This window comes from Amycolatopsis rubida (genome assembly GCF_900115345.1).
Classification (GTDB): domain Bacteria; phylum Actinomycetota; class Actinomycetes; order Mycobacteriales; family Pseudonocardiaceae; genus Amycolatopsis; species Amycolatopsis rubida.
Genome location: NZ_FOWC01000013.1, coordinates 130917 through 157379 on the forward strand (window position 1 = coordinate 130917; position 26463 = coordinate 157379).

26 protein-coding genes are annotated in these 26463 nt (G+C 70.0%); 11 read left to right on the forward strand and 15 right to left on the reverse strand.

The features are described from left to right. Nucleotides 1-117 precede the first annotated feature (117 nt). The gene (locus BM362_RS35695; protein WP_093576148.1) at nucleotides 118-1344 is read left to right on the forward strand and encodes an alkaline phosphatase; all 1227 of its coding nucleotides are present in this window, start codon (nucleotides 118-120) and stop codon (nucleotides 1342-1344) included. A 216-nt stretch (nucleotides 1345-1560) separates the two neighbouring features. Here the strand turns inward: BM362_RS35695 and BM362_RS35700 are convergent, their stop codons facing one another. Both BM362_RS35700 and BM362_RS35705 read right to left on the reverse strand, forming a co-directional pair. Continuing rightward, nucleotides 1561-2031 carry an SRPBCC domain-containing protein gene (locus tag BM362_RS35700; protein ID WP_093576149.1) on the reverse strand — a complete coding sequence of 157 codons (471 nt, stop codon included), beginning with the start codon at nucleotides 2029-2031 and terminating at the stop codon, nucleotides 1561-1563. Then, nucleotides 2028-2363 carry an ArsR/SmtB family transcription factor gene (locus BM362_RS35705; RefSeq protein WP_093576150.1) on the reverse strand — a complete coding sequence of 112 codons (336 nt, stop codon included), beginning with the start codon at nucleotides 2361-2363 and terminating at the stop codon, nucleotides 2028-2030. Before BM362_RS35705 ends, BM362_RS35700 begins: the two co-directional genes overlap by 4 nt. A gap of 598 nt (nucleotides 2364-2961) precedes the next feature. Here BM362_RS35705 and BM362_RS35710 point away from each other — a divergent pair. Next, nucleotides 2962-4416 carry an amidohydrolase gene (locus BM362_RS35710; RefSeq protein ID WP_093576151.1) on the forward strand — a complete coding sequence of 485 codons (1455 nt, stop codon included), beginning with the start codon at nucleotides 2962-2964 and terminating at the stop codon, nucleotides 4414-4416. A 1-nt stretch (nucleotide 4417) separates the two neighbouring features. Here the strand turns inward: BM362_RS35710 and BM362_RS35715 are convergent, their stop codons facing one another. After that, entirely contained in the window at nucleotides 4418-5182 is a 765-nt protein-coding gene (locus tag BM362_RS35715; RefSeq protein WP_067587735.1) for an SDR family oxidoreductase, read from the reverse strand. 101 nt (nucleotides 5183-5283) lie between these two features. Here BM362_RS35715 and BM362_RS35720 point away from each other — a divergent pair, with 101 nt between their 5' ends. Continuing rightward, on the forward strand, nucleotides 5284-6123 hold the full coding sequence (locus BM362_RS35720; RefSeq protein WP_093576152.1) for an MmyB family transcriptional regulator: 840 nt from the start codon (nucleotides 5284-5286) through the stop codon (nucleotides 6121-6123). 56 nt (nucleotides 6124-6179) lie between these two features. Here BM362_RS35720 and BM362_RS35725 read toward each other — a convergent pair whose 3' ends face one another. Next, a complete protein-coding gene (locus tag BM362_RS35725) occupies nucleotides 6180-6557 on the reverse strand; it encodes a winged helix-turn-helix transcriptional regulator (RefSeq protein WP_093576153.1) in 378 nt (125 codons plus the stop codon). An 89-nt stretch (nucleotides 6558-6646) separates the two neighbouring features. Between BM362_RS35725 and BM362_RS35730 the strand changes: the two genes are divergently transcribed. Next, on the forward strand, nucleotides 6647-7489 hold the full coding sequence (locus tag BM362_RS35730; protein ID WP_093576154.1) for an NAD(P)H-binding protein: 843 nt from the start codon (nucleotides 6647-6649) through the stop codon (nucleotides 7487-7489). Here BM362_RS35730 and BM362_RS35735 read toward each other — a convergent pair whose 3' ends face one another. The 5 genes from BM362_RS35735 to BM362_RS35755 form a co-directional block, all read right to left on the reverse strand. After that, nucleotides 7490-8038 carry a phosphoribosyltransferase family protein gene (locus tag BM362_RS35735; RefSeq protein ID WP_067595214.1) on the reverse strand — a complete coding sequence of 183 codons (549 nt, stop codon included), beginning with the start codon at nucleotides 8036-8038 and terminating at the stop codon, nucleotides 7490-7492. 40 nt (nucleotides 8039-8078) lie between these two features. Further along, complete coding sequence (locus tag BM362_RS35740) at nucleotides 8079-8948, reverse strand: SAM-dependent methyltransferase (RefSeq protein WP_067595305.1); 870 nt, start codon at nucleotides 8946-8948, stop codon at nucleotides 8079-8081. Nucleotides 8949-8980: 32 nt separating this feature from the next. After that, nucleotides 8981-9859: a helix-turn-helix domain-containing protein gene (locus BM362_RS35745; RefSeq protein ID WP_244287394.1), complete on the reverse strand. Its 879-nt coding sequence runs from the start codon at nucleotides 9857-9859 to the stop codon at nucleotides 8981-8983. Between the two features lie 141 nt (nucleotides 9860-10000). Beyond that, the gene (locus BM362_RS35750; RefSeq protein WP_425285753.1) at nucleotides 10001-10270 is read right to left on the reverse strand and encodes a DUF397 domain-containing protein; all 270 of its coding nucleotides are present in this window, start codon (nucleotides 10268-10270) and stop codon (nucleotides 10001-10003) included. 976 nt (nucleotides 10271-11246) lie between these two features. After that, nucleotides 11247-11585: a hypothetical protein gene (locus tag BM362_RS35755; protein ID WP_143132580.1), complete on the reverse strand. Its 339-nt coding sequence runs from the start codon at nucleotides 11583-11585 to the stop codon at nucleotides 11247-11249. 486 nt (nucleotides 11586-12071) lie between these two features. Between BM362_RS35755 and BM362_RS35760 the strand changes: the two genes are divergently transcribed. The 4 genes from BM362_RS35760 to BM362_RS35775 all read left to right on the forward strand — a co-directional run bounded on the left by BM362_RS35760 (nucleotide 12072) and on the right by BM362_RS35775 (nucleotide 14830). Beyond that, a complete protein-coding gene (locus BM362_RS35760) occupies nucleotides 12072-12698 on the forward strand; it encodes a maleylpyruvate isomerase family mycothiol-dependent enzyme (protein ID WP_067595221.1) in 627 nt (208 codons plus the stop codon). Nucleotides 12699-13292: 594 nt separating this feature from the next. Further along, nucleotides 13293-13523, forward strand: coding sequence for an HC3 family zinc finger protein (locus BM362_RS35765; RefSeq protein WP_067595226.1), 231 nt, complete (start codon nucleotides 13293-13295; stop codon nucleotides 13521-13523). 184 nt (nucleotides 13524-13707) lie between these two features. Next, nucleotides 13708-14181 carry a hypothetical protein gene (locus BM362_RS35770; protein WP_093576157.1) on the forward strand — a complete coding sequence of 158 codons (474 nt, stop codon included), beginning with the start codon at nucleotides 13708-13710 and terminating at the stop codon, nucleotides 14179-14181. A 163-nt stretch (nucleotides 14182-14344) separates the two neighbouring features. Further along, nucleotides 14345-14830, forward strand: coding sequence for a DUF2127 domain-containing protein (locus BM362_RS35775; protein ID WP_067595229.1), 486 nt, complete (start codon nucleotides 14345-14347; stop codon nucleotides 14828-14830). On the opposite strand, the gene BM362_RS35780 is transcribed toward BM362_RS35775, so the two are convergent. The 6 genes from BM362_RS35780 to BM362_RS35805 form a co-directional block, all read right to left on the reverse strand. Next, a complete protein-coding gene (locus BM362_RS35780) occupies nucleotides 14827-15528 on the reverse strand; it encodes a PP2C family protein-serine/threonine phosphatase (protein ID WP_093576158.1) in 702 nt (233 codons plus the stop codon). The two genes, BM362_RS35775 and BM362_RS35780, sit on opposite strands and share 4 nt — an antisense overlap. 88 nt (nucleotides 15529-15616) lie before the next feature. Then, entirely contained in the window at nucleotides 15617-17449 is a 1833-nt protein-coding gene (locus tag BM362_RS35785) for an ArnT family glycosyltransferase (RefSeq protein ID WP_093576159.1), read from the reverse strand. Then, entirely contained in the window at nucleotides 17446-18711 is a 1266-nt protein-coding gene (locus tag BM362_RS35790) for a bifunctional glycosyltransferase family 2/GtrA family protein (RefSeq protein WP_093576160.1), read from the reverse strand. The genes BM362_RS35785 and BM362_RS35790 overlap by 4 nt, the downstream gene beginning before the upstream one ends. A 70-nt stretch (nucleotides 18712-18781) precedes the next feature. Beyond that, nucleotides 18782-20593, reverse strand: a complete 1812-nt coding sequence (locus BM362_RS35795; protein ID WP_093576161.1) for a glycosyltransferase family 39 protein — start codon at nucleotides 20591-20593, stop codon at nucleotides 18782-18784. 39 nt (nucleotides 20594-20632) lie between these two features. Further along, complete coding sequence (locus tag BM362_RS35800) at nucleotides 20633-22153, reverse strand: sensor histidine kinase (RefSeq protein WP_093576162.1); 1521 nt, start codon at nucleotides 22151-22153, stop codon at nucleotides 20633-20635. Nucleotides 22154-22535: 382 nt separating this feature from the next. Next, nucleotides 22536-23384 carry a fructosamine kinase family protein gene (locus tag BM362_RS35805; RefSeq protein ID WP_093576163.1) on the reverse strand — a complete coding sequence of 283 codons (849 nt, stop codon included), beginning with the start codon at nucleotides 23382-23384 and terminating at the stop codon, nucleotides 22536-22538. Between the two features lie 174 nt (nucleotides 23385-23558). Here BM362_RS35805 and tig point away from each other — a divergent pair, with 174 nt between their 5' ends. The 3 genes from tig (at nucleotide 23559) to BM362_RS35820 (ending at nucleotide 26387) form a co-directional block, all read left to right on the forward strand. Continuing rightward, the gene (gene tig, locus BM362_RS35810) at nucleotides 23559-24950 is read left to right on the forward strand and encodes a trigger factor (protein ID WP_067595249.1); all 1392 of its coding nucleotides are present in this window, start codon (nucleotides 23559-23561) and stop codon (nucleotides 24948-24950) included. A 143-nt stretch (nucleotides 24951-25093) separates the two neighbouring features. Continuing rightward, the gene (locus tag BM362_RS35815) at nucleotides 25094-25699 is read left to right on the forward strand and encodes a ClpP family protease (RefSeq protein WP_067595252.1); all 606 of its coding nucleotides are present in this window, start codon (nucleotides 25094-25096) and stop codon (nucleotides 25697-25699) included. Between the two features lie 25 nt (nucleotides 25700-25724). Continuing rightward, nucleotides 25725-26387 (forward strand): ATP-dependent Clp protease proteolytic subunit, encoded by a 663-nt coding sequence (locus tag BM362_RS35820; protein ID WP_067595255.1) that lies wholly within the window; start codon nucleotides 25725-25727, stop codon nucleotides 26385-26387. The last annotated feature ends 76 nt before the right edge of the window (nucleotides 26388-26463 follow it).

The following is a 26463-nucleotide window of genomic DNA, read 5'->3' on the forward strand; positions in this document are numbered from 1 at the left end:
AGCACCGAGACCCGGCGGGGTGCTGTTCACCGTCGGCGGACACGTCCATTCAGGTGACCCTCTCGCAGCGCTCCGGGAAACATGTTAGGAAAGCTTCCTAACTAAAGGAGGATCCGGATGCGCAAGACGATGGTGCTCACCGCGGCCGTGCTCGCAGTGGCCGGGGCGGTGCCCGCGGTCGCGACGGCGGGAGACAGTCCCTCGGCGGCCTCCGGCGGCTGGCATCCGAAGGCGCGCAACATCGTCTACATCCAGGGCGACGGCATGGGCGCGGCGCAGCGGGAGTTCGTCCGGCTCGCGACGACCGGCCGCACCGGCGACCTGGTCATGAACCGGCTCCCGGTCACCGGCATGGTGCACACCGACCCCGGCGACCCGGACGAACTCGTCACCGACTCGGCCGCGGCGGCGACCGCGCTGGCCACCGGGCACAAGACGCGCAATGGCGCGGTCGGCCAGGACGCACAGGGCCGTCGCCTGCTGACGGTGCTCGAACAGGCGAAACGCGCTGGGAAGTCGACTGGCCTGGTCACCACCGCGCAGGTCACCGGCGCGTCGCCGGCCGCGTTCGCCTCCCACGTGCCTTCGCGGGATCTGCAGAGCGACATCGCGCAGCAGTACCTCACCGAAAGCCGTCCGGAAGTTCTCCTCGGCGGCGGCGAAGACTGGTGGCTGCCGAAGGGCGATCCGGGCGCGTGGCCGGACAAGCCGGGAGAGGAAAGCCGCAGCACGCACGGCAACCTCATCGAGCAGGCGAAGCGCTCCGGCTACACCTACGTGCGGAACGCCGGCGAGCTCGCCGCGACTCGCGCGCCGCGGCTGCTCGGACTGTTCGCGAACGAGGACATGGTCGACTACGGCCCGGATGGCAAGGGCGCGTACCAGCCGAAGGTCGCGCTGCCGGTGATGGCGAAGAAGGCGCTCGACACGCTTTCCGCCAACCCGCGCGGCTTCTTCCTGTTCCTGGAAGAAGAAGGCATCGACGGAATGTCCCACGAAAACAACGCGCACGGCGTCCTCGACGCGGGCCGGGCACTCGACGCGGCTGTCGCCGAGGTGCTTCGCTTCACCCGCTCGCATCCGGACACCCTGGTGATCGTCGGCGGCGACCACGAGACCGGCGGACTGGCCATTGAGGACACTGACGGTGCTCCCGAGGGCGATGAGGACGGTCTGTTTCCCGTTCCCGGCACCAAACTTTCGCTGACCGTCGACTGGACGACCGGCGACCACAGCGGGGTGCCGACCCCGGTCACCGCGACCGGCCCCGGCGCGGACCGCCTCGACGGGACGGTGGACAACACCGACGTCTACCGCGCGATGGTCTCCGCCGCCCGCCTGTGATGCTCGTGAGCCCCCGATCGCGGGCCAGCCCTTGGCGAACGACGTGTACGTGCGACGGCCGAAGAGCAACCCGTCAGCCACTCCGGCGCCCGCTGGACGAAGACCTGGTCGAGATGCGGAACGAACCCGCGAACTGGTCGCTGGTGTCCACTGTGGACGATCCGGGCCCTTGGCCTGCCCCGTCGAGAGTGCCGAACGCGGTCATCGAGATCTGTGTCAGGCCCCGCTTTCCGCGACCCGGGCGAGCTGAGCCGTGACCGTGCCCCAGCCGTCAGCGAACCCGAGGCCGGCGTGCCGTTCCCGGGCCGCCGGGTCCCCGTGCCGGACGACGACACGGTAGTCCGTGCCGTCCGGATGGTCCCGAAGGAGCACCTCCGCCGTCATCGCGACCGGCAGCGGGTTCGCCGGCCGCCACGCCCTGTCGAGCGCATTCGTGAAAACAATCCGCTCGCAGTCTTCCACGACGAGGAAACACGCGTCGAGATGCGGGACGAAGGTGTCGCCGTCCTCGCTCATCCGCGTGACGAACGCACCCCCAGCGCGCACGTCTAGTTCCTCGACGCGGCACCGCAGCGGGGCGGGAATCCACCACCGGGCGAGGCTGGCCGGGTCGGTCCAGGCGTCCCAGACGCGCTTGCGGGGCGCGCGGATGACGCGGTCGATGGCGAGATCGAGGTCGGGGTTCACGGCTGGTCCTCCTGGCTGGTGACGAACTGTTCGAGCCGGTCGGTGCGCCCGGCCCAGACGCGCCGCTGCTCGGCGAGCCAGTCCTCGACGAGCGCGAACCGGTCGCGGTTGAGGACGCACGTCCGCACCCGGCCGGACTTCTCGGTGCGGATCAGCCCGTGCGACTCAAGCATCCGCACGTGCTTCATGAAGGACGGCAACGTCATCGGCGCGTCGCCCGCCAGATCCCCGACGCTCGCCGGCCCCTGCCCGAGCCGCCGCACGACAGCTCGCCGGGTCGGATCGGCGAGGGCGGCGAAGACCCCGTCGAGCGTGGTCGAATACTGAGCCATGAGGCTAAGTATTGCGGGCGGGAACGGTGAGCGCTAAGTGTTTCGAAGGCCGGCCTGACGGGCTGCGGCAGCCGGGGCAGGACGGCGCCTGGCTGCTGAAGCGGGACCCGCACTCCGCGCACAGTCGGAGTTCGAAGCGTTCCCGAGGCCCTATCGGCTGCCTGATGCGGCTTCCGCTGCGCGCCCGGACCAGGGCGGGCAACCGGTCCCGCCGCTCAAGCCGGTCGTGGCGCGGTAGCTGACGTGGAGACGACGTCGGTGCGCGGTAGCTGACGTGGAGACGACGTCGGTGCGCGGTAGCTGACGTGGAGACGACGTCGGTGCGTAAAGTCCAGCCTGCGCGAGGGGCCGGCCGGTCAACGGCCACCCGCCCGCATCCGCGAGCCAGGGTGATCCGCACCGACCCGCGCGGGTCGGCGAAAAGAAGCGGCAACCGAGGGAGTCGAACCCTGCGCGGCTTGTGAAGGCGGCGCTCCTGACCGGCCCTGACCCTTCGGCGGGCGACGGCTGCCATGCATTGCGAGTACCCGTTCCAACGCCCGCCCCAGCACGAGAATTCCCGCTTCACCCGAACGGGGCTGACTGGCAGGCTGGGCACATGGACGATCTTCTCCTCCGCCGCGTCCGGGTCGGGCTGCGGGGACCGCTCGCCGACGTTCGGGTGCGCGACGGTGTCGTGTCGGCTGTCGAGGAACCGGGCGCTGGAACCGGGTTCGCGGCCCGCGTGCTCGACGGACACGGCGGCACGCTCCTGCCTGGCCTGGTCGACGCGCACGCGCACCTCGTTCAGTGGGCCGGTTTCCGCAGGCGCATCCCGCTGGACGGGGCGCGATCCGCAGTGGGCGCGGTCGAATTGCTGATGGAGAAGCTGCTCGACGCTCCGGCTGGGGAACTCGTCGTCGGCGCCGGGTTTCGGGACGGGCTCTGGCCGGATCGGCCGCACAAGGATCTGCTGCAGCGCGCGCTGCCGGGCCGCGCGGTGGCGCTGTTCAGCGCGGATCTGCATACGTTGTGGCTCAGCCCGGCCGCGTTGAAGCTGATCGGCCGCGAGCATCCGACCGGCGTCCTGCTGGAGAACGACTGCATGAGCGCCACGGCCGCGTTGCCGTCCGCGCCGGTCGAGGTCCAGGACGCTTGGGTTGCCGATGCGTTGGCGGCCGCGGCGAAGCGGGGCGTGACGTCGGTGGTCGACTACGAATACGCGGACACGGTCGCGGATTGGACTCGGCGGGCGGCCGCGGCCAAACCAGCGACGAGGGTTTCCTGTGTGATCGCCCGGTACTTGCTGGACGAGACCATCCAAAGAGGACACCGGACCGGTGATGTTCTCGCCGCGGGCGAAGGGTTGCTCACAGTCGGCCCGTTCAAGCTGTTCGTCGACGGCTCGCTCAACACCCGCACCGCTTACTGCCACGATTCGTACCCGGGATCCGGCGAAAACGGGCTGCTGGAGCTGCCGCCGGAGGAATTGGTGCCGTTGCTGCGCCGCGCGCACGAACACGGGCTGATTCCGGCGGTGCACGCGATCGGCGACCACGCCAACACCATCGCGCTGGACGCGTTCGCCGAGGTCGGCTGCCCGGGCCGGATCGAGCACGCGCAGTTGCTGCGGCCCGAGGACGTGCCGAGGTTCGCCGCGCTCGGGCTGGTCGCGAGTGTGCAGCCCGCGCACCAGCCCGACGACCGCGACGTCGCCGACCGGCATTGGCACGGCCGCACCGATCGCGCGTACGCCTACCGCGCCCTGCTGGAATCCGGCGCCCGGCTGGAACTCGGCTCGGACGCGCCGGTCGCGCCGCTCGATCCGTGGGACGGGATCGCCGCCGCGGTCGGGCGGACCGACGACGAGCGGCCGCCATGGCATCCGGAGCAGGCCATCCCGCTCGCCGACGCGCTGGCCGCGTCCTCGGGCGGCCGCCGCGGCGTCCAGGTCGGCGACGTGGCCGACCTGGTGCTGACGGCGGCCGACCCGAGCGGACTGTCGGCAACGGAACTTCGGGAAATGCCGGTGTCCGCGACGATCGTGGCGGGATGGCCGACGTACCTGGCGTAGTTCACTTTCCGTGCGGGTCCGCGGCGTTGAGCATCGCCACCACCTCGTGGTAGTCGCCGCGGGCCTCGCCGTGGCGGAGGAATTTGACGTTCTCGACCTGGATTTCGGTCGCGTCCGGCTGCGTTTCGAGCAACGTCATGACCTCGCTGACGAAGGCGTCCAGCGGCATCGCGAACTCGCTTTCCTCCTGGCCGGGCAGGAGCGCGGTGCGCACGGACGGCGGCTCCAGTTCGACGACCTTCACCGAGGTGTCGGCCAGCTGCAGCCGCAGCGATTCGCTGAGCAGGTGGATCGCGGCCTTGGACGCGTTGTAGCTCGGCGTCGCTTTCAGCGGCGCGAAGGCGAGGCCGGACGAAACGGTCAGGATGGTGGCGTCCGGACGGGTTTGCAGGTGCTCGACGAACGCGGCGATGAGCCGGATCGGGCCGAGGACGTTGGTGGTCAGGGTCGCTTCCGCGCTGTCCAAAAAGGACTCCGGGCGGTGCCAGTCCTCGACGCGCATGATGCCCGCCATCGGGACGAGCACGTTGAGATCCGGATGCTTCGCGAGCACCTCCTCGGCCGCGGTTTCGATGCTCGCCGGATCGGTGGTGTCGATCTGGACGGTGTCGAGACCGGGGTGGTCGGCGGCGATCCGCGCGAGCAGTTCGGTGCGTCGCCCGCCGACGATGACGGTGTTGCCCTTCGCCCGCAGTTCGAGGGCGAGAGCGAGGCCGATGCCGCTGGTCGAGCCGGGGATGAAGACGGTGTTTCCGGTGATGTCCATGCCACTGAGTCTCGGCCGCCCGGCGGCGCGGCGGCAGAGACCGCAGATCGGGGGACCGGCGATCCCTGGCTGGCGCGGCGGGCCGAGCCGATACTGGAGCCATGGATCGAGCTGAGCTGGCTGCCTTCCTCCGCAGCCGTCGCGAGGGATTGCGGCCCGAGGACGTCGGGCTGCCCGCGGGCGCGCGGCGGCGGGCGGCGGGACTGAGGCGGGAGGAGGTCGCGGCGCTGGCGGCGATGTCCACCGACTATTACACGCGGCTGGAGCAGCAACGCGGACCGCAGCCGAGCGAGCAGATGCTGGCCGCGCTGGCCAGGGCATTGCGGCTCACCGACGACGAGCGCGACTACCTGTTCCGCCTCGCCGGCCGCACCGCGCCGTCACCGATCGTCGCGGCGACGCACGTCGCGCCGGCGCTGATGCGGGTCCTCGACCGGCTGTCCGACACGCCCGCGCTCATCCTGTCGAACCTCGGTGAGGTGCTGGTGCAGAACCGGTTCGCGGACGCGTTGTACGGCGACCGATCGCAGTACACCGGACTGGCGCGCAGCGAGATCTACCGGTGGTTCACTAACCCGGGCGAGCGGCTCGTCTACCCGGCGCACGACCGGGACCGGCAAAGCCGCGCGTTGGTGGCGAATCTGCGGGTGGTGCACGGGTCGATGGGTCCGCGTTCGCGGGCGGGCGAACTGGTGCGCGCGTTGACCCGGGAGAGCCCCGAGTTCGCGCGGTTGTGGGAAGAACGCCAAGTGGCCAAACGGTTCGAGGACCACAAGGTGCTCGTGCATCCGCAGCTGGGCGAGATCGAGGTGGACTGCCAGGTGCTGTTCACCGAGGACCAGTCGCAGGCGTTGCTCGTGCTGACCGCGCCGCCGCGCAGCGAGGCGTTCGAGAAGATCCAGCTGCTCGGCGTGCTGGGGAACGAGCAGTTCGCCGGGTAGCTGAGGTGTCGTGAGTGTTTATGCCGGTGAGAACCGGGTGCCAGCACTCACGACACCTAACGCGGCAGCCGCCCCGCATACGCGTCGCGAGCCTTCTCGACCGCTGGCAGATGCTTGTCGGTCCAGTCGGCGAGTGCGGCGAAGACCGGTGACAGGCTCCGGCCGAGTTCGGTGATCTCGTACTCGACGCGGGGCGGCACCTCGGCGTAGGAGCGCCGCTCCACCAAGCCGTCGCGTTCAAGCTGGCGGAGCCGCTGCGTCAGAACTTTCCCCGTCGCGCCGAGCCGCCGCTCCAGTTCGACGAACCGCACCGGCCCGGACTGGCTGAGCGTCCACAGGATCGGGGTCGTCCACCGGCTGAACAGCAGGTCGACGGCCGGGCTGATCCGGCACGCGGCGAGCGGATCGGCGCCGGTCTGCGCGGTGGTGGTCATGCGGCTCCAATACTTTCCCTGGGGAACCTACTGTACGGCGGCTTTTAGCCTCGCTGTGTCGCTTTCGACCCCTAGCTGAGGAGCAAGTCATGATCGTCGTCACTGGCGCCACGGGCAACGTCGGCCGCCTGCTTGCCGAGTCCCTGACCGAAGCCGGGCACGCCGTGACCGCCGTTTCCCGCGGCGTGACTTCCCCGCCGCCGTCGAGGCCCGGGGTGACCCCGATGGTCGCGGACCTGGCCGACCCGGAAAGCCTGGTTCCGGCGCTGAAGGGCGCGGACGCACTGTTTCTGCTGGTCTCCGGCGCGGGAGCGCACGTCGACGGGGAAGCTGTCCTGCGCGCGGCGGCCGACGCTGGCGTCTCGCGGGTCGTCCTGCAGTCGTCCCAGGCCGCGGGGACCCGGCCGGACGCGGTTTCGCACGCGCCGCTCGCCGCGCTGGAAGAGGCGGTGCGGTCGTCCGGTCTGGAGTGGACAGTCCTGCGGCCCGGCGGGTTCACGACCAATACCTTCGCGTGGATCCCGTCGATTCGATCCCAGCGCACGGTTTTCTCGCCGTTTGCCGACGTCGCGCTCCCGGCCGTGGACCCGCTCGACATCGCCGAAGTCGCCGCCGCCGCACTGACCGAGGGCGGCCATGCCGGACAGGCTTATGTCCTCACCGGACCGGAGGCGACGAGCCCGCGACAGCGTGCGGAGATCCTCGGTGCTGCCCTCGGCGAGCCGCTGGAAGTCGTCGAGCTTGGCCGCGCGCAGGCACGAGAGCAGATGCTGCGGCAGATGCCGGAACCGGTCGCCGACGGAACGCTCGACATCCTTGGCCAGCCGCTTGCGGAGGAGATTCGCAGCAGCCCTGACGTCGAGAAGGTGCTCGGCCGTCCGGCGACCTCGTTCGCTTCCTGGGCCGGGCGCAGCATCGACGCGTTCCGGTGATCAGAAGTCGCGCGAGTGCAGGAGCGAGCGCACGCGGAGCCGCCGCCGGGGCTCGTGGCGACGCAGCCCGTCGACAATCACCGCGACGCCGATCCACGTCGCCCCGGCGTCGGCGACCAGGGCTTGCGCGGCGAAGGCTTGGCCGCCGGTGTCGATCCAGTCGTCCACCAGCAGCGCGCGATCGCCTGCCCGCAGCAGACGGCGGCTGAAGCCGAGCCGCAGGTGCCGGTCCTGGTAGTCCGGCGGCGAGGTGCGCTGGAGCCACCGGTCGGAATCGCAGGCCGGGTACCGGTTCTTGCGCACCTCGACGAAGCCCGCGCCGAGTTCCACCGCGACCAGCGGACCCAGCAGCGACCCGCGGGATTCGGGGCCCAGCACGACATTCGGCCGCTCGCCGGCGAACAGCCCGGCGAGCGCCGGACCGAGTTCGCGCAGCAGTTCGGGCGCACGCCACCATCCCGTCGGGTCGGGGTAGCGGCCCTCGTCCGTCCGGTCCCCGAGCACGACGGTGGCTTCGCGGATCCGGTCCGCCACGGTGCTCGTGCGCATGGGTCGATGGTCGCAGCGGCGCCCGCGCGAGGCGAGCGAATTACGGTTTCCGCGCGGCTCCGGCGAGGATCACCGAATGCGCCGGCGTCGGGAACTCCACCTGCGGCGCGCCCTCGCCGGATTCCTCCGGATGCCACGACGGCGTCCAGGTGAGCCCCGGTTCGAGCATCTCGAACGACCCGAACAGCGCCTGGATCTCCTCGCGCGACCGGAAGATCACCGGGCTGCTCGATCGGTCGTAGGCCGCTTTCAGCTCGGCCAGCCGCGCACCGACGTCGGACGGGATATCCCGGTCGGTGACGTGCGAGATCCCCAGGAAGGAGCCCGAGGGCAGGAGATCCCGGTACTGCGCGGCGAGGGAGGGGCCGAGATCCTCGGTGCCGCCGCTCTCCTCGGCGGGCGGCTGCTGAACGTGCAGGACCGCGATCAGCAGCAACGCGAGCGGCTTCTCGACGTCGATCACGTCGGTGGCGGCGATCTGCTCCCACATCCGTTTCGGATCGCGCATGTCGGCGTGGATCACCGCGTGCCTGCCGAGGTCGCCCGACTCGCGGAGCAGGGTTTCCGAATGCGCGACGGCGACCGGTTCGTAGTCGACGTAGCAGACGTGGCTCTCGCCCGGCGCGAGTTCGTCGGCGACCTGGTGCGCGTGGCCCATGGTCGGCACGCCGGAGCCGATGTCGACGAACTGCCGCACGCCCTTTTTCACCAGGTGCCGCACGAGCCGGTGCAGGAACAGCCGGTTGGCCTTCGCGATCGGGCGGATCAGCGGGAACTCGCGGATCACCTCGTCGGCGAACTCCCGGTCGATCGTCCAGTTCGTGGTGCCGCCGAGGTAGTAGTCATACACCCGCGCGACGCTCGGGTGGTCGAGGTCGACCCCGGGAGGCGGGAAGGGTTCGTCGGCCACCGGTGGCTGTTCCTTTCGTTCGGGACTGCTGGTCAGCGGGCGGGCGTCGCGCAGCGGCTGGCCCATTCCTTCAGGTATTGCAGGGACTGGTCGCGCGAGAGGGTGGCGGCGAGCTGGGCTTCCCACGACTCCTCGTAGGAGGCGAACTCGTCCTGGCCCCGCGGCACGGTGATGAGCTTGACTTTGCTTTCCTGGTACGCGAAATCGGGCAGGTCGGGATGGTCGAAGCGGAGGATGGTGAAGTCCTCGTCCGGATAGGCGGCCGCGTCGCGCGGGAGGATCCGGACCTCGGCGAAGGGATGCGTCTCGACGATCCGGATCATGTGCTCGAGCTGATCGGTGGCGATGCTGGCCTTGGTGCCGCAGACGAGTTTCTCGATGCAGCTGTACTCCAGCATGAAGACCGCCCGCGGAGCCGGGCAGGCGTCGAAAAGCCGTTGCCGCGCCTTGCGCTCGGCGACCCGGTCGGTGACCCGCTCCTGGCGGCTGGCCTGGAACTGCGCGAGCATGTAATACTCCGATTGGAGCAGTCCCGGGATGCGGTTCCCGGTCCAGCTCAGGATTTCCGCCGCCGCTTGTTCGCGTTCCAGGATCTCGCGGAACCACTGCGGCGTGATCATCCTCCGCTCGGCCCGGCGTGCGGAAGGATCGTTGGCCTGGTTGAGCTCCCGCAGCTGATCGGCGTCGGCGGGCGGGATGTCCAGCACCTCGATGATCCGTTCGAGGTCGTCGGGCCGGGTGCCTGCCTTGCCGGACTCGATTTTCTGGATCTTGGGCTGTTTGCAGCCGATCCCGTCGGCGAGGTCGACCTGGGTCAGCCCGCGCGCGGTGCGCCACGTGAGGATCCGGGAACCCAGCCGGGAACGCTGGGTCCGCAGAGACGGCGGCGGTTGCCGGATCGGGGAGGTCACCAGGGGCTCCGTCATTTCGTCCAGGGGCCGATGTGAGAACCTCCGATGATAATGCGCCGACCCGGCGGGCAATAGGCCGGGTCGGCGCCTTTTTCGCGAGGTTCACGTTGCTTTCGGCGGGCACCGCGGTGTCGTGCCTGGTCAGCCGTCGAATTCCCCGCGTCGCACGGCCTCGACGAAACTCGCCCACTCGCCCCGGTCGAAGACCAGGACGGGGGAGCTGCCGATCTTGCTGTCCCGCACCCCGACCAGCCCGTGCTCGGCCAGGTTGACCTCGACGCAGTTGCCGGAATTCGGCCCGCAGGCGGAGGGTTTCCGCCAGGCGTGGTCCGGGAAGCGCGCCGCCAGCCCGGCCGCCGGGGCGTGGGTCGGGTGCGCGTGCTGCTGCTCGTGCGGGTCGTAGGCGTCCACTGCAACCCCTCGTTTTCTCGGTTTCGGTCAGTGAATGGAATATTCCGCGAAGTACGGAATGTGTCCGGAATATTCCTGAGGGTAGTGGGCTGGTGGATCATTCGCGCCGCGGGGCGGGGATTTCACCTGAATGGACACTTCTCGTGCATTCGGTGATGCTTTCGCACGTGCAATTTCGGATTGGTGATGTGGATTTCGTTGTTGAGGTGGGGCGGTGGTGCTTTTTTCGTGGTTTTTTGACGGGTGGAGGGGTTGGGGTGTCCTGCCGTCGAGAACACCTGTCGAGCGGTTGATCAGCTGAGCTGTTCGGCGCAGTCCCGTTTGCGCCGCTCCGTGAGGCGGCTGCCTGGGCGCGAAGGGCGGGCCCGCGGGATCGGGGTCATGGCTCGGGAGACTGGGCTCTGGGGCTTTCGGCTGAGGGTTGCGGATCCGGGTTGCGGCCGAGGGTTGCGGATCCGGGTCGGCGGGCCGACTCTCTCCGAGCCGAGCCGAGCCGAGCCGAGCCGAGCCGAGCCGAGCCGAGCCGAGCCGAGCAGGTGAGCCGAGCCGAGCCGAGCAGGTGAGCCGGGAGGGGCCGTGGTCGAGCGGGGAGGGGCGGGCCCAGTCCCCGCGAGCCGCATGAGCTTGATCCGAGTCTGCGCCCGGCCGTGCGGGGTCGGGCGGGCCGGTTAGGCGAGGTTGTCCGCGCCGTGTCGGGGGATCGAGTCATGCCGGGCCGAGTCACGCCAAGCGGGGTCGGCCGAGAGCGTGGGGCGGGCCGCCGAGTCAGGCGAAGCCGCGTCGAGCAGGCGTGCCGTACTCGCGCAGGTCCGATGGAGCAGCGCGCTCCGGCCTTCCCTCCCGCCGTCACCCGTCGCCAGCACTCGGCGCGGGAACGGCAACCTCGTCTCCCGGTGCCCGGCCCTGCCCGGCCGGGCACCGGGAGCGCAGAACGCGGGCGGCTGCGAGCCGCCGCCGGCGTCCGCTTCGAGGGTGGTCAGGCGTCCCGGTTCGCGGCGTGCCGCTTGCGCAGCACGGCGCCGGTGACATTGACGAGGGCGACTCCGCTCGCGGTGGCCAGACCAGCCAGGACGCCGGCGGTCGCGAAGACGATCGCGGTCGCCCCGGCGAGCAGGATCAGCAGGAGCGCGATCAGCTGCCACGGCTGAGTCCCGCCGTCCGGCCGCTGCGCGGCCAGCTCGACCGACGTCCACGCGGTCTTCCACGACGGATAGGCCGGTCTGGTGCTCGGCCGCGGCGAGGGCGCGACCGGAGCCGGCGGGGGCATGCCCGGTTCGTGAAACGTCACTGTCACCCGGCCGGGGCGTTGACTCACGGCGACGGCATACGGTCTGTCGTCGCCAATGTCCGGTTCTTCTGCCTGGCGGCACGCCTGGCCTGCATTTTCCGCGCCAGGAACGGTCATTGCGCATCCTTTCTTGTCCGCCGGAAAAAGTGCCGGAACACAGTTCCCGGCCCGCCCCCGAGGGGAACTGGTCCCGGCGGCCGCGGCGGGCGTCCGGGGAATGGAATATTCCACCCTTTTAATCCCTCCTGCCTGCGGCAACGCTATCTTTGCACGCCCGCTGCCGATAGCGCTAACCCGGTGCGGAAAATTCTTCGCCGAAGCCGTGCGCACTGGTGTTCCCGGAACGGGTGTTCACGATCTGCCGGACTATTCCAGGTGTTATCCATCCGTGCGTATTCGACCCGATCGGATGAATGTGTGCAGAGGTCCACTTTGGAGTTCCCCTCCTGACCAACCCGGCGAACGCGACGGCTGCGCTGCTACGGTGAGTGTCCGCCGCAGACGGGGGAGGGCATGGACGTACGGACGCTGGCTCGCGAGGAGCGCGCCGACTTCGCGGACTTCCTGGAGACGCTCACGCCGGAACAGTGGGACCAGCCGACGCTGTGCACCGGCTGGAACGTTCGCTCGGTCGTCGCCCACGTCGTGAGCTACGACGAACTGAGCGGACGCCAGCTGGCGCGACGGCTGGCCCGAGCGAGGCTCTCGCTGAGCCGGGCCAACGAAACCGGCCTCGCCGAATATCGCGTGCGCGCGCCGGAGGAGCTGATCGGCGTCATGCGCCGGCACCCGCAGCCGGGCCGGATCCTGGGCAGGTTCGGCGGGATGATCGGGTTTCTCGACGGCCTGATCCACCAACAGGACATCCGCCGCCCGCTCGGGCTGCCGAGGACGATCCCGGCGGTGCGGCTGCGCCGGGCGCTGGAGCTGTCGCTGCGCGCTCCGCCGATCGGGGTGTCGCGCCGGCTGACCGGTCTGCGTGCGGTCGCGACCGACCTGGACTGGGCGTCCGGGAACGGCGTCGAAGTCAGCGGCCCGGCGGAGGCCTTGCTGCTCGCATTGGCGGGCCGACGCGCGGCGGCGGACGATCTGACCGGCCCCGGCCTCGACGTGCTGATCAGTCGTACCACCGTGCCGTGACCCGGCTCGTTGCTGAGCAAGGCGCGTGTCGGGCCCGCATTGCATAACCATGAGGCCGGTGTGCTGATCAGCCGCACCGTTGTCGACCCGGCCTGACGCGGTGCAACGCCCGCTGCGCCGCGACCCGTGGCTGTGGTGACCGCACTGCGTGACTCGGACGCGGCGTGCCCGCCATCGTGGCGTGATCGAGCCCGCGCTGGCGATTCGCGCCACTGTCGTGTGACAACCCTCGTGCGGGGTTGCGTATGCGCTCGGCGACAGCAGTCATTGCCGCGACCGCACTCCAGAAAGCGAGGTGATGTCCCCGCGGACGTCCGCCGCCTTCCCCCTCGCGGCACCCGTGGCTGCTGCCGCGCTTCGCATCGCTGAGGCAGCACGGGCACCGTAACGCTCGCGGCGGCGTCCGCCCTCCGGGGTGTCACCATCTGGTGACAGCTTACTCGGCGGTAACCCGTGCTCAGCCCCCGGCGCGCGGGGAAAGTGCTTGTGGCTACGGGAAAATCCCGGTTCTGATGATCACCCGGAACGGGGGCTTGCGTTACGCGGCGGCGACATCCGAAATGGGACTCCACGCACCACAAGGGGAGGAGCCCGGTGTTCAGATGGCAACAGGCGGAGGGGAAACGGCACGCGCTGGACGAGCCGTTCGCGCCGCGACCTGGGGAAACATTCACCGCGCTGTGCGGAGCCGAAGTCACGGTCGCGCGCAGTGACGTGCCGCAGCTCGGCGGCCATTGGTTCGATCCGACGTGCACTGACTGCGCGGACGAATGGCTCCGCCGGGAGGGACGGGCGCGCTCGAGCGATGGACGGTGCCTGGCGTGAACAGTGCGGTGACGGCTGTGCGTGCACGGGTCGCGGCGGGGCCGGATTCGGCGCGCATGGCGCGAAAGGCAGTGCCGTCGGGATCGGCCGGAGCATCGAGCGCGGGGTCGACGCGCAGGGACGCCGGCGTCCGGCGCGTGGTCGGTGCAGCACGGGGCCGCCGGGCGCGGACCGGGAACAGCGCATGACCGGCCGCTGGAGCAGGCTGCCCGAACAGCGCACGTCGGCAGTCGGGCTCACCGGCCCAGAGCTGGTTGCCTGGATTCGAGACCTGCAAGCCACCCTGGCACTGGATCTCGCGTTCCTGACTCGTGCGCTCGACGAACGATGCCCGCGGCCGGACGCGGTGCGGGATCTCGGCGAGCGTCTCCTCGACCTCGGCCGGGCGTTGGTCCGGCGGGCCGATCACCTGAACGAGGTCGTCCTGGCAAGCCTGCCCGCGCACGGCTGGCTGCCGCAGGCGGGCGCGCCGGAGAACGCGGCGCGGCTCGCGCATCAAGTCGGGCGCCGTCCGCTGCGCTGCGGGCCGGTGTATCTCGGATTGTGCGGAGCCGCGTGTTATCCGGCGTTCGGGCAGGATCCGCACAATCACACGAAACGGTATCCGCGCTGCGCGGATTGCCAGAGCAAGGGCGGTGTGGCAATGCTCCGCGACTGAAGGAAGCCGCGCGGTGAGGCGCCGGAGCGGGGCACTGACCCACCGCGTGCGCGAACCGAAACACCCGTCCCACGGCCAAGTCGCAGTGACGCAAACCGGATCACCTGTTCGAAAACCGGCTAGCAACCCAGCACCCGCGGGCCTTTTCCGGTTTCCTGTACCGATGAGCGAGGAGACCTCCACCCGTTCCACCGAGCGGCTGTTCAAGATCGCGATCACGCTGAAGGGTCTCGACGGAGCCCTTCAGCTGATCGGGGCGCTGATCCTGGCGTTCATCCCCGCGACGGTCGTCACCGGGTTCGTCAACGCGGTCATCACCCGCGACCTGCTTGGCGACCCCTCCGGCACGCTTGCGCGGCATCTGGAAACCGCTGCCGAGCATTTCGCCGGAGGGGGCACCAAGACGTTCGCCGTCGTGTACCTGCTGGCGCACGGGTTGCTCAAGCTCGGCCTCGTGTGGGCGCTCGCGCGCAAGTGGGTCCGCGCGTATCCGGTCGCGATGGTCGTGCTCGCGGCGTTCGTCGTGTACGAGATCTACCGCGCCTGCGAAACGCACTCCATCGCGCTGCCGTTCTTCGCGGCGCTCGACGCGGTGATCATCGTGCTCGTCTACCGCGAGTACCGAAACCTCAAACGCGAGCGCGCCTAGGCGGCCGTCGGAAACCTCTCGGTGACCAGCGCGGCCACGTCCGGAGCTTCCACGAACAGCGCCGTCGCGTTGTCGCGGCCGCCCAGGGCGATGGCGGTGGCGACCAGAGCTGAGGCGCCGCGGGCTGGGTCGGCGAGGATTTCGTCGATCGTGGCGGGCGTCAGGACCTTGTGCACGCCGTCGCTGGTGAGCAGGAGGCCGCCGCTCGGGGTTTCCGTCGTGCCGATCTCCTCGGGCCTCGCCGTGCGGACGCTCGTGGTGACCAGGTGCTCCATTCGCGGCGAGTACGGCTGGTGCCGCGAGCGGAAGTACTCCGCCATCGTGTGGTCCCGCGTCAGTTTGTGGATCATCGACCCGTCCCACGAGTACGCTCGCGCGTCGCCGACCCAGGCGATCCGGTATCCGCCGGCGAAGGGCATGGCCACCACGAGGACTGCGTCTCCGGTGCCGCCCAACCGGTGAACTGCTTGCTGGGCAGCCAAAATCGCCCGGACCGGACCGGATTCGACGGGAGTGCGTGCGGCGGCCGCGGCTGCGACCTGTGCGGCTCGCCCGGCGCCGGGGTCGTCCCCGACGCCGTCGGCGAGCGCGAAGGTGATTCCGCGTGCCCCGGCGGCCGCGTAGGCGCTCACCGCGTCCGCGTTGCGTTCGCGCGGTCCCTGCTCGCTCGCGGTGTGCCAGCGTGGGTATGCGGCCATCGTGACCTCCCGGACGTTCGCGGCGGATGACTCTCCGTGCTTTCCAGAATGCGCCTCCTTCCTGGGAGGAGGCTGAGGATTTCCGGACTTACCGGGTGAGCTGGTAAACAGTTTCGCCACCGACCGTGGTCGCGGTGAAGTTCGCGGCCACCCACTCGGAGATGTCGTTCGACCCGCCGCCGGGACCGCCGCCCCGGCCGCCGTCCACGTAGTACGCCACTTCGCCCGCCGCGACGTACTGTTGGAACTGCTCCAGCGTCGGGGCCGGATCGCTGCCGTCCCAGCCGCCGATGCCGATCACCGGCTTGCCGCTCGCCAGCTCCAGGCTCGCCGCCGACTGCGATCCGGTCGTCGCGGCGGCCCACTTCGTCGTCGTGCCGCCCAAAAGCTGCCCGACAGAGCCGCTGGTCTCGTCCATTCCGCCGCCGAAACCGCCCATGCCGTTGCTACGCGGACCCGAAGTCGGGATAGAACCGCTGTGCGGCACGGAAACCGTCTCGACGGCGTACCCGGCGGTACCGATCCCGAGCGTCAGGACGACCGCCGCCGCCAAGCCGATCACGACGGTGCGCACTCGCGGCACCCCGACCGCCACCAGGGTGCTCACGAGCAACCCCAGCACCACGATCACCCAGCGCAGCGCGGGAAACCAGTCCGGCGTCCGGTCGAGCAGGATGAAGTCCCACACCGCGGTCGCCGCGATCATCCCGCCCAGCACCGTCCGCGGCGCGGTGTGCGCCCGGCCGCGCCACAGCGCGTGCCCGGAAATCGCGACCAGCGCGGCGATCGCGGGCGCGAGCTGCACCGCGTAGTACGGGTGCACGGTGCCGCCCATGAAGCTGAACACCAACCCGGTCACGAGCAGCCACCCGCCCCAGACCAGCAGCGACGCCCGGGTCCGGTCGGTGCGTGCGGCCCGCCGGGTGAACCACAACCCGGCCGCCAGGCCGGTCAGCGCGGCCGGCAGCAGCCACGAGACCTCGGTGCCGAAGCTCGCGCCGAACATCCGCCCGAGACCGGAGCTGCCGCCGAACGCGGTGTTCCCGCCGCCCATCCCGCCTCCGGCGCCACCGCCGAAGCCGTTGCCCTGCCCGCCGAAGATCCGCCCGAGCCCGTTGTACCCGAGCGCCAGCTCCAGCAGGCTGTTCCCGGTCGACCCGCCGATGTAGGGCCGCGAAGCCGAAGGCCAGATCTCCACCAGCGCCACGAACCAGCCAGCCGACACGATCACCGCGACCCCGGCGTAAACCAAGTGCAGCAACCGTTTCCCGAGCCCGGCCGGCGCGGCGATGAGGTACGCCAGCGCGAACGCGGGGAGCACGAGGAACGCCTGCATCATCTTCGTCAGGAAACCGAAACCGATTGCCACGCCGGCGAACACAAGCCACCGAGGGCTGGCCTTCTCGACCGCCCGCACCGTGCAGTACGCGCCGGCGATCAGGAGCAGCGTGAGCAATGCGTCCGGGTTGTTGAACCGGAACATCAGCGCGGCGACCGGCGTCAGCGCGAGCATCGCACCGGCCAGCAACCCGGGCAGCGGCCCGGAAACCCGGCGAACTGTCAGGTACAGCAACCCGACCGAGCCGACGCCCATCAACGCCTGCGGGGCGAGCACGGTGAAGCTGGAGAACCCGAAGACCCGCGCGAAAGCCGTCCCCGCCCACAGCGCGGCAGGCGGTTTGTCGACAGTGATCACGTTTCCGGCGTCCAGCGAGCCGAACAGCCACGCCTTCAAGCTCTGTGTGCCCGATTGCACGGCCGCGGCGTAGAACGAGTTGCCGAACCCGGAAGCGGTCAGGTCCCAGAAGTACAGGACTGCGGTGAACGCCAGGAGGCCGGACACCGACGGACGGATCCAGCGAGGCTTCGCGCGATCCGGCGCGTCCGGGGCGGCGGGCCGGGCGGACAGGACAGCGCTCAAGACGACTCCTCGACAGCGGTACGGCGCGGATTGAAGACCCAGCCCCGCAGCAGCAGGAAACGGAGCACCGTGGCGGCGAGGTTCGCCAGCACGAGCACGGTCGTCTCCAGGGCGAGGCCGGGATGGGTGGTGTGGTTGAGCAGGGCGAGCGAACCGCTGGTCAGCGCCAGGCCGAGGCCGAACACGATCAGCCCTTCGAACTGGTGCCGGCCGGCTCCGGCCCGGCCGCGGACGCCGAACGTCACCCGCCGGTTCACCGCGGTGTTCGCGATCGCGGTGACGAGCAGCGCGGTGAAGTTGGCCGCCTGCGCGCCGACCATGGTCCGCAGCAGCAGGAAAAGCAGCAGGTACGCGACGGTGCTGGCGACGCCGACCGCGGCGAACCGCACGAGTTGTTTGACCAGGCTCGGGGACACTCCGGGGGCCTGGACGCCGATCGGTTCGCGGCCGAGCTGTGCGCGCAGCCGGTGCACGGGGATCTCGCCGGTGAAGGTCGCCCGGGTGACCCTGGCGATGCCTTTGAGGTCGGCGGTGGCGGTCGCGACGAGGTCGACCGACGAGTCCGGGTCGTCGACCCAGTCCACCGGCACCTCGTGGATCCGCAGCCCGGCGCGCTGGGCGAGCACGAGCAGTTCGGTGTCGAAGAACCATCCGGTGTCGCGCACGTGGGGGAGCAGCGCGCGGGCGACGTCGGCGCGGATCGCCTTGAACCCGCATTGCGCGTCGGAGAATCTCGCCGCGAGCGTGCCGCGGAGGAGCAGGTTGTAGCAGCGGGAGATGAACTCGCGCTTCGGCCCGCGGACCACGCGGGCGCCGCGGGCGAGGCGGCTGCCGATCGCGACGTCCGAATGTCCGGACAGCAACGGCGCGACGAGCGGGTCCAGCGCGGCCAGATCGGTGGACAGGTCCACGTCCATGTAGGCCAGCACGGCGGCGTCCGAGACGGACCAGACGGCCTGCAGCGCGCGGCCGCGGCCCTTCTCGTCCAGGTGGCGCACCTCGACCTCGGGGAACTCACGGGCCAGTTCCCCGGCCACGGCACGGGTTTTGTCGGTGCTCGCGTTGTCCGCGACGGTGATCCGGTACGGGTAGCCGGCCCGTTCGGCGAGGTGCGCCCGCAGTCTGCGGATGCACGGTTCGAGGTCGGCTTCCTCGTTGTAGACCGGGATGACGACGTCGAGCACGGGATGCGGGCCGCCGAGGCCGACCGGAGTCGTCCCGGGCCGCGGGGCGCCGCTGCGGGAGGGGGCGGTGGCGTTCATGATTTCACTGTCGGCCGCCGGGCTTTGGCCACGTTGTGGTGTTCCTGTGCCTGCGCTGTGCGACGCGGAATCAGGCAGTCAGGTCATAGACGGCGACACCGTCCACTGTGGTCATTTGGTAGTTCTCGGCTACCCACTGCGCGATCTGTTCGGCGGCGTCGCTCCCGCTGCGGGAGCCGCGCATGGTCATGCCGTCGCCGAGGAAGTAACGGATCTGTCCCTGCCGGAGGTATTGCTGGAACTGCGCGAGCGTCGGATACGGGTCGGTACCGTTGAATCCGCCCACCGCGAGCACTGGTTTGCCGCTGCCGAGCTGGTAACCGGCGGCATTGTTGGACCCGACGGTCGCCGCGGCCCACCGGTGGTCGCCGGACTTCTGCAGCAGTGCGGTCAGATTCGCGCCGGGCAGGGTGGTGCCGAGCAATCCGCCGCCGCCGAACATTTGCCGCGTATTCGGTCCGGCGGACGGGATCGCGCCGCTGTGCGGGGTCGCCGCGGTGGCGAGGCTGTACGCGCCGGTTCCGGTGAGCAGCACGACCAGCCCCAGCACCGCGGCGATCCGGCCGAAGTGCTGAACGAAAAACAGTGCGATAGCCGCCAAAAGCCCGAGAACGAGCACGGCCGGGGCCAGCCACGGTTGCCAGGAACTGTTCAGCAGCAGATAGCTCGTCACCGTCGTCAGCGCGACTCCGCCGCTCAACAGCCCGACGGCGGCCGGATCGGTGCGGATCCGCCACAACTGGACGGCTGCGGTCCCGACGAGCGCGGCGATCGCCGGGGCGAGCGCGACGGTGTAGTACGGATGGATGATCCCGCCCATGAAGCTGAACACCGCGGCGGTCACGATGAGCCAGCCGCCCCAGAGCGGCAGCGAAGCGCGGCTGCGGTCGGTGCGGGGCGCGTAACGGGTGAACCAGAGGCCGGCGCCGAGCGCGAGCACCGCCGCGGGCAGCAGCCACGCGATACCGCCCGCCATCTCGCTGCCGAACAACCGGAACAGCCCGGTGCTGCCCCAGCCGCCGCCCGGACTTCCGCCGACACTGCCGGTCTCGTCGCCGGTGATGCGGCCGAAACCGTTGTAGCCCAAGGTAAGTTCGAGCAGACTGTTGTTCTGCGATCCGCCGATGTACGGTCGGTCCGCGACCGGCCACAACGCCACGACGGCGAGGTACCAGCCTGCCGAAACCACCACCGCGGCGAGCCCGGCGAGCAAATGCAGCAGACGCTTGCCCAGGGCGATCGGTGCGGCGACGAGGTAGGCGAGGGCGAAAGCGGGCAGCACGAGGAACGCCTGCAACATCTTGGCGAGGAAGCCGAATCCGATTGCCACACCGGCGAAAACGAGCCATCGAGGGCTGGCCTTCTCGATCGCCCGCACCGTGCCGTAGGCGGCGGCGATCAGCACCAGCACCAGCAACGCGTCCGGGTTGTTGAAGCGGAAGATCAGCGCCGCCGCCGGGGTGAGGGTGAGCACCGCGCCAGCGAGCAATCCCGCAGCCGCACCGGAAGTGCGCCGCACAGTCGCATACAGCAGCCACGTGGAGCCGACACCCAGCAACGCTTGCGGCACCAGGATGCTCCACGCGTTCACCCCGAACAGCCGCGCGGACAGGCTCATCACCCAGAGCGCGGCTGGCGTCTTGTCCACGGTGATGCCGTTGGCCGCGTCGGTGGAGCCGAAGAACAACGCTTTCCAGCTCTGCGATCCCGCTTGTGCGGCGGCGGAGTAGAACGCGTTGGCCCAGCCGGAAGCGCTGAGCTCCCACAGATACAGGGCAGCGGTGGCGACGAGCAGCAGCCCGAGGGACGGGCGCACCCACCTCGGCTCGGCGCGCCGCACTGGCGCGGCGGGAACGGCTGAAGGAGTCGCGACTGCGGTCATGCGGCCAGCCTCGCGGGATGACCTGGGGCCGGGTTGTGCCTACCCTGTGTGCCCGCTGTGGGACTTGCGGTCATTCACGAGCGGCGTCCGCTGGGCCGGGACCGCGATCGGCAGCCGCACCTCGAATTCCGTCCGGCCTTGGCGGCTGCGCATCGCGATGGCGCCGTGGTGGGCGGTCACCACGGCGGACGCGATCGCCAGGCCGAGCCCGGTCGAACCGGCTGCCCGCGACCGTGAGGAGTCGCCGCGGGCGAAGCGTTCGAACACCGCTGGCTGCAACTGCGGCGGGATGCCCGGGCCGTTGTCGGTCACGGTCACTACGGCGCTTCCGTCCGCGGATCGGGTGAGTGCGGTGACGACCGTGCTGCCGGGCGGCGTGTGGACGCGGGCGTTCGCGAGCAGGTTCGCCAGAACCTGGTGCAGCCGTTGGACATCGCCCAGGACGAGGATCGGTTCGTCCGGCATCGCGAGCTGCCAGACGTGGTGCGGGCCGGCCACATGCGCGTCGCCGACCGCGTCCGCGACCAACCGGGTCAGGTCGACTTCGGCGACGTCCAGCGGACGGCCGGCGTCCAGGCGGGCGAGCAGGAGGAGGTCTTCGACGAGCGCGGTCATCCGGTCCGCTTCGGACTCGATCCGGGTCATCGAATGCGCGACATCCGGTGGGGCGTGGCTGCCGGACCGTCCGGCGAGTTCGGCGTAACCGCGGATGGCGGCGAGCGGCGTGCGCAGTTCGTGGCTGGCGTCGGCGACGAAGCGGCGGACGCGCAGTTCGCTGGCGTGCCGGGCTTCGAGGGCGGAGGAGATGTGGCCGAGCATGTGGTTCAGCGCCGCGCCGACCTGGCCGACTTCAGTGCGGGGGTCGGTGTCCTGGGCGGGGACTCGGACGGACAGGTCGACGTCGCCTCGGTCCAGCGGGAGTTCGGAGACTCGGGAGGCGGTTTCCGCGACGCGTTCCAGCGGGCGGAGGGTTCGGCGGACGGCGAAGGCGCCCAGGAACGCTGCGCCGGTTACTCCGGCGGCGGCTACTCCGAAGAGGATCAGGCCGACGGTCAGGAGCGTTTGCTGCATCGGTGCCAGGGGGACGCCGGTGATGACTACGCCGTCGGAGACCGGGAACGCGGTGAGGCGGTAGTCGCCGAGGGTGCTGATGGTGCGGGTGTAGGGACGGCCGTTGGCGGGGAGATCTCGCAGGGCGGCCAGTTCGTCGGGGTTCAGTGCGACGCGTTGGCCGTGCGGGGACAGCCAGCCGCCGGTGCCGTTCGTGCCGTCCGGGGAGAAGCGGGCGGTGACTGTGCCCGCGCCTTGTCCCGGGGCGTCCAGGAGGTTGCGTTCGCTGCCGGGAGGGCCGGGGTGGGTGGCGAAGTCCAGGGCGCGGGCGGTGGCTGCGGAGAGCTGGGTGTCGGTTTGGGTCATCAGGAAGGCGCGGAGGGCGAATTCGCTGATTACGCCGATAGTCAGGCAGACCAGGGAGAGGAGGATTACTACGGAGACGGTCAGTTTGGTGCGCAGGGATTGCCGGGCCGGGTGGGCGGCGGCGAACCTTGCGCGGAAGCTCATGTCTTGAGCGTGCGGTTCGTCGGTGTGGGGGCGATGTGTGCTCGCTGTGAGTGGGCTGTGCGGGGGGCGGCTCGTCGCCTGGGGGCGACATTGCCGTGGTCGCTGGCGTGGGGCACCCCGAAGCTTGATTGTGCTGACGGGCGGCGGGTGCTTGTCAAGGCGGGAAAGATGCCTTGACAAGCACCCGCCGCCCGCAGGGGGGCTTCGTATCGGGGTGCGGGGGTGGTGTGGGTGCCTCGATGGTTGGGTGCGTCGGGCTGCGGTGGGTGATGGGTGTGGGCGGGGGTTCGCACGTGGAGCGTGCAGGGGGCTGGTGGCGGTGGGGGGCGTGAGGGAAGCAGGGTCAATGAGGGTGGCCCTCACGGACAGCAAAGCGCGGGGGTCAGCCCAGTGAGCGTGCGGCGGCGGTTGCTTGTCCGGCGTAGGACCGTCCGAACAGGACTGTGTGCACCAGAAGCGGGAAAAGCTGGTGCAGTGCGATCCGCTCCCGGTAACCGTCGGCCAGTGGCGCGACCTCGTCGTAGGCGGCCATGATCCGTTCTAACTGCGGGCAGCCGAATAGGTGCAGCATCGCGAGATCGGTCTCCCGGTGTCCGCCGTGCGCGGCGGGGTCGATCAGCACCGCTCCGCCGGAGTCCCACAGGACATTGCCGCTCCACAAATCACCGTGCAGCCGGGCAGGCGGTTCCGCTGGGCCAGTCACCGACGGGATTCGCGTGCAGGCTCGCTCGAAGACCGCCGGGTCGAGGATCTCGGAGGCCATCCGTACGTAGGGGAGGATTCGGTACTCCGCGTACCACTCTGGCCACGACTCGCCCGGGGCATTGCGCATCGGCGCGGTGCCGATCCAGGCGTCGGTCAAGCCGTCCGGGGGAGGCGCACCGAACGCTGGGGCTCCGGCCGCGTGCAACCGCGCAAGGTTTCGGCCGAACTCCTCCGCGTGTGCCGGGGTGCTCTCAGCCACCCGGTCCAGCACCAGCCACGTGTCGTCCGCGCCGTGCACCCGGGGGATCCGTACTGCGTCCGCCTCGGCGAGCCAGCGCAGTCCGGCCGCCTCGGCTCGGGTCGCGCCGGGAGCGTGGCCGCGTTTCACCACCGTCTCGAACCGGTGGGCGCCATCGGTTAACGCGATCTCACTCAGGGCGCCTGAAGCGCCGTGGGAGACCGTCTCGCACCCGGTGAGCCGCGCCGCCGCAGCGGCCGGACCTTCGTTCTGCTGCCCGGAAACCACGTCCCGACGCTACGGGCGCGCTGCGACGGCCGCTGATCGGCGCGGATGCGGCAGGTGACCCGCGGCCAGTCTTGTCAACCCTCTGGCCTAGACTCGGATATCCCGGTCAGCAGGTGACCGGGGCGGTCCCGAGGGACTGTCCGCCCCCATCGTTTACCGCTCGAGGAGAAGACCTTGAAGAGCACCGTCGAGCAGCTCAGCCCGACGCGAGTGAAGATCAATGTCGAGGTGCCGTTCGACGAGCTCAAGCCGAACTTCGACGCCGCGTACCGGAAGATCGCCCAGCAGGTGCGGGTCCCCGGTTTCCGTCCCGGCAAGGTCCCCGCTCGCGTCCTGGAAAGCCGGATCGGCCGCGCGCCGGTGCTCGACGAGGTCGTCAACGAGGCCATCCCGGCCAAGTACATCGAGGCCGTCCGCGCGGGCGAGGTCCGGACGCTCGGCCAGCCCGAGTTCGAGGTGACCAAGCTCGAGGACCGCGAGGTGCTGGAGTTCAGCGCCGAGGTCGACGTGCGGCCGGAGATCGAGCTGCCCGACCTCGCCGGCATCGAGATCAGCGTCGACGACGTCGAGACCACCGACGAAGAGGTCGCCGAGCAGCTCGACGAGCTGCGCGCCCGCTTCGGCACCCTGACCGGCGTCGAGCGCCCGGCCCAGACCGGCGACTTCGTCTCGATCGACCTCTCGGCCTCGGTCGAGGGCAAGACCGTCGAAGAGGCCTCCACCACCGGCCTGTCCTACGAGATCGGCTCCGGCCAGCTCGTGGACGGCATCGACGAGGCCATCGTCGGCGCGAACGCCGGCGAGACCAAGGTGTTCACCACCAAGCTGGTCGCGGGCGAGTTCGCCGGCCAGGACGCCGAGGTCACCGTCACCGTGCAGTCGGTCAAGGAGCGCGAGCTGCCCGAGGCCGACGACGAGTTCGCCCAGCTGGCGAGCGAGTTCGACACGATCGACGAGCTGCGCGAGGACCTGCGCACCCGCCTCGGCCGCGTCAAGACGATGCAGCAGGGCGTCCAGGCGCGCGACAAGGTCCTCGAGATCCTCCTGGAGCGCACCGAGGTGCCGTTGCCGGAGAAGGTCGTCGAGGCCGAGATCGAGAACCGCAAGCACGACGCGATTCACCCGTTCGACCACGACGAGGAGCAGTTCGCCAAGGCGCTCGAGGCCGAGGGCCGCACCCTCGACGAGTTCAACGCCGAGGTCAAGGAGGAGTCGGAGAAGGCCGTCCGCACGCAGCTGCTGCTGGACACCATCGCCGACAAGGAGCAGACGTCGGTCAACGACGGCGAGCTCACCGAGCGGATCATCTACCAGGCGCAGCGCTTCGGCGTCAGCCCGGACGAGTACGTGCAGCGGGCCCAGCAGTCCGGCCAGCTGACCGCGATCTTCGCCGACGTGCGCCGCGGCAAGGCGCTCGCCTCGGTCGTGCGCGGCACCACGGTGAAGAACGAGTCCGGGTCCGAGGTCGACCTGAGCGAGCTGTTCGGCGCTGACGAGCCGGACACCGCGGCCTCCGAAGAGGAGACCCAGGTCACCGAAGAAGCGGCGGCGACCCCCGCGGAGTAAAGCTCTGAGCGAACTTGGGCGGTGTCAGGCATTCTGCACCGCCCAAGTTCGTTAGGGTCGGTTGCAAGATCTCAAGCATCTGAACACGACAGCGGCGGCGCGGCCCTCCGGCCGGCCCGCCGCCGGTGAAAAGGCAGGCAGACGTGAAGCAGCACATGCCCGAGGGGCGGACCGGCACCGCGGGGCTCAACCTCACCGACTCGGTGTTCGAGCGGTTGCTCCAGGAGCGCATCGTCGTTCTCGGCTCCGAGGTCAACGACGAGGTCGCCAACCGGCTCACCGCGCAGCTTCTGCTGCTCGACGCGGACGACTCCGAATCCGACATCCGGTTCTACATCAACTCGCCGGGCGGCTCGGTGACCGCCGGGTTCGCGATCTACGACACCATGCAGCTGATCAAGCCGGACGTGGCCACCTACGCGATGGGCATGGCGGCCTCGATGGGGCAGTTCCTGCTCTCCTCGGGCACCCCCGGCAAGCGCTACGCGCTCCCGCACGCGCGCATCCTGATGCACCAGCCGTCCGCGGGCGTCGGCGGCACCGCCTCCGACATCGCGATCCAGGCGGACCTGTTCAACAAGTGGAAGCAGGAGCTCGCGAAGATCACCGCCGAGCAGACCGGGCAGACCACCGAGCAGATCATCAAGGACGGCGACCGCGACCGCTGGTTCACCGCGCAGGAGGCGAAGGACTACGGCTTCGTCGACCACGTGCTGACCCGCGACAGCGGCCTGACGTCGAGCAACTGAGCCCCGAAGCACACAGGAGAGCATCATGAGCAACTTCCGGCTCCCGGGTGACTTCCGGGCTCCGAATTCCGCACTGTCTCCTCAGTCGCGGTACATCCTCCCGTCCTACGTCGAGCGCACCAGCTACGGCGTGAAAGAGTCCAACCCGTACAACAAGCTGTACGAGGAGCGGACGATCTTCCTCGGCGTGCAGGTGGACGACGCGTCGGCCAACGACGTGATGGCCCAGCTGCTGCACCTCGAGCACGAGGACCCGGACCGCGACATCAGCATCTACATCAACAGCCCGGGCGGGTCGTTCACGTCGCTGATGGCGATCTACGACACCATGCAGTACATCCGCCCGGACATCTCCACCGTGTGCCTCGGCCAGGCCGCTTCGGCCGCCGCGGTGCTGCTGGCGGCGGGCACGCCGGGCAAGCGCATGGCGCTGCCGAACGCGCGCGTGCTGATCCACCAGCCGGCCACCGAGGGCACCTACGGGCAGGTCTCGGACCTGGAGATCCAGGCCAACGAGATCCAGCGCGTGCGCCGCCAGATGGAGGTCATCCTGGCGAAGCACACGAACAAGGAACCGGACGAGATCAAGGCCGACATCGAGCGGGACAAGATCCTCACCGCCGAAGAGGCCAAGGCCTACGGCCTGATCGACGAGGTGCTCCCGTACCGGAAGGCCTCGGCGAACTGACCGCGACGGGCCGGTGCGCGGCGAATCCGCGACGCGCACCGGCCCGCTGGTCTAGTGTCGGTCGTCGACGTGCCCG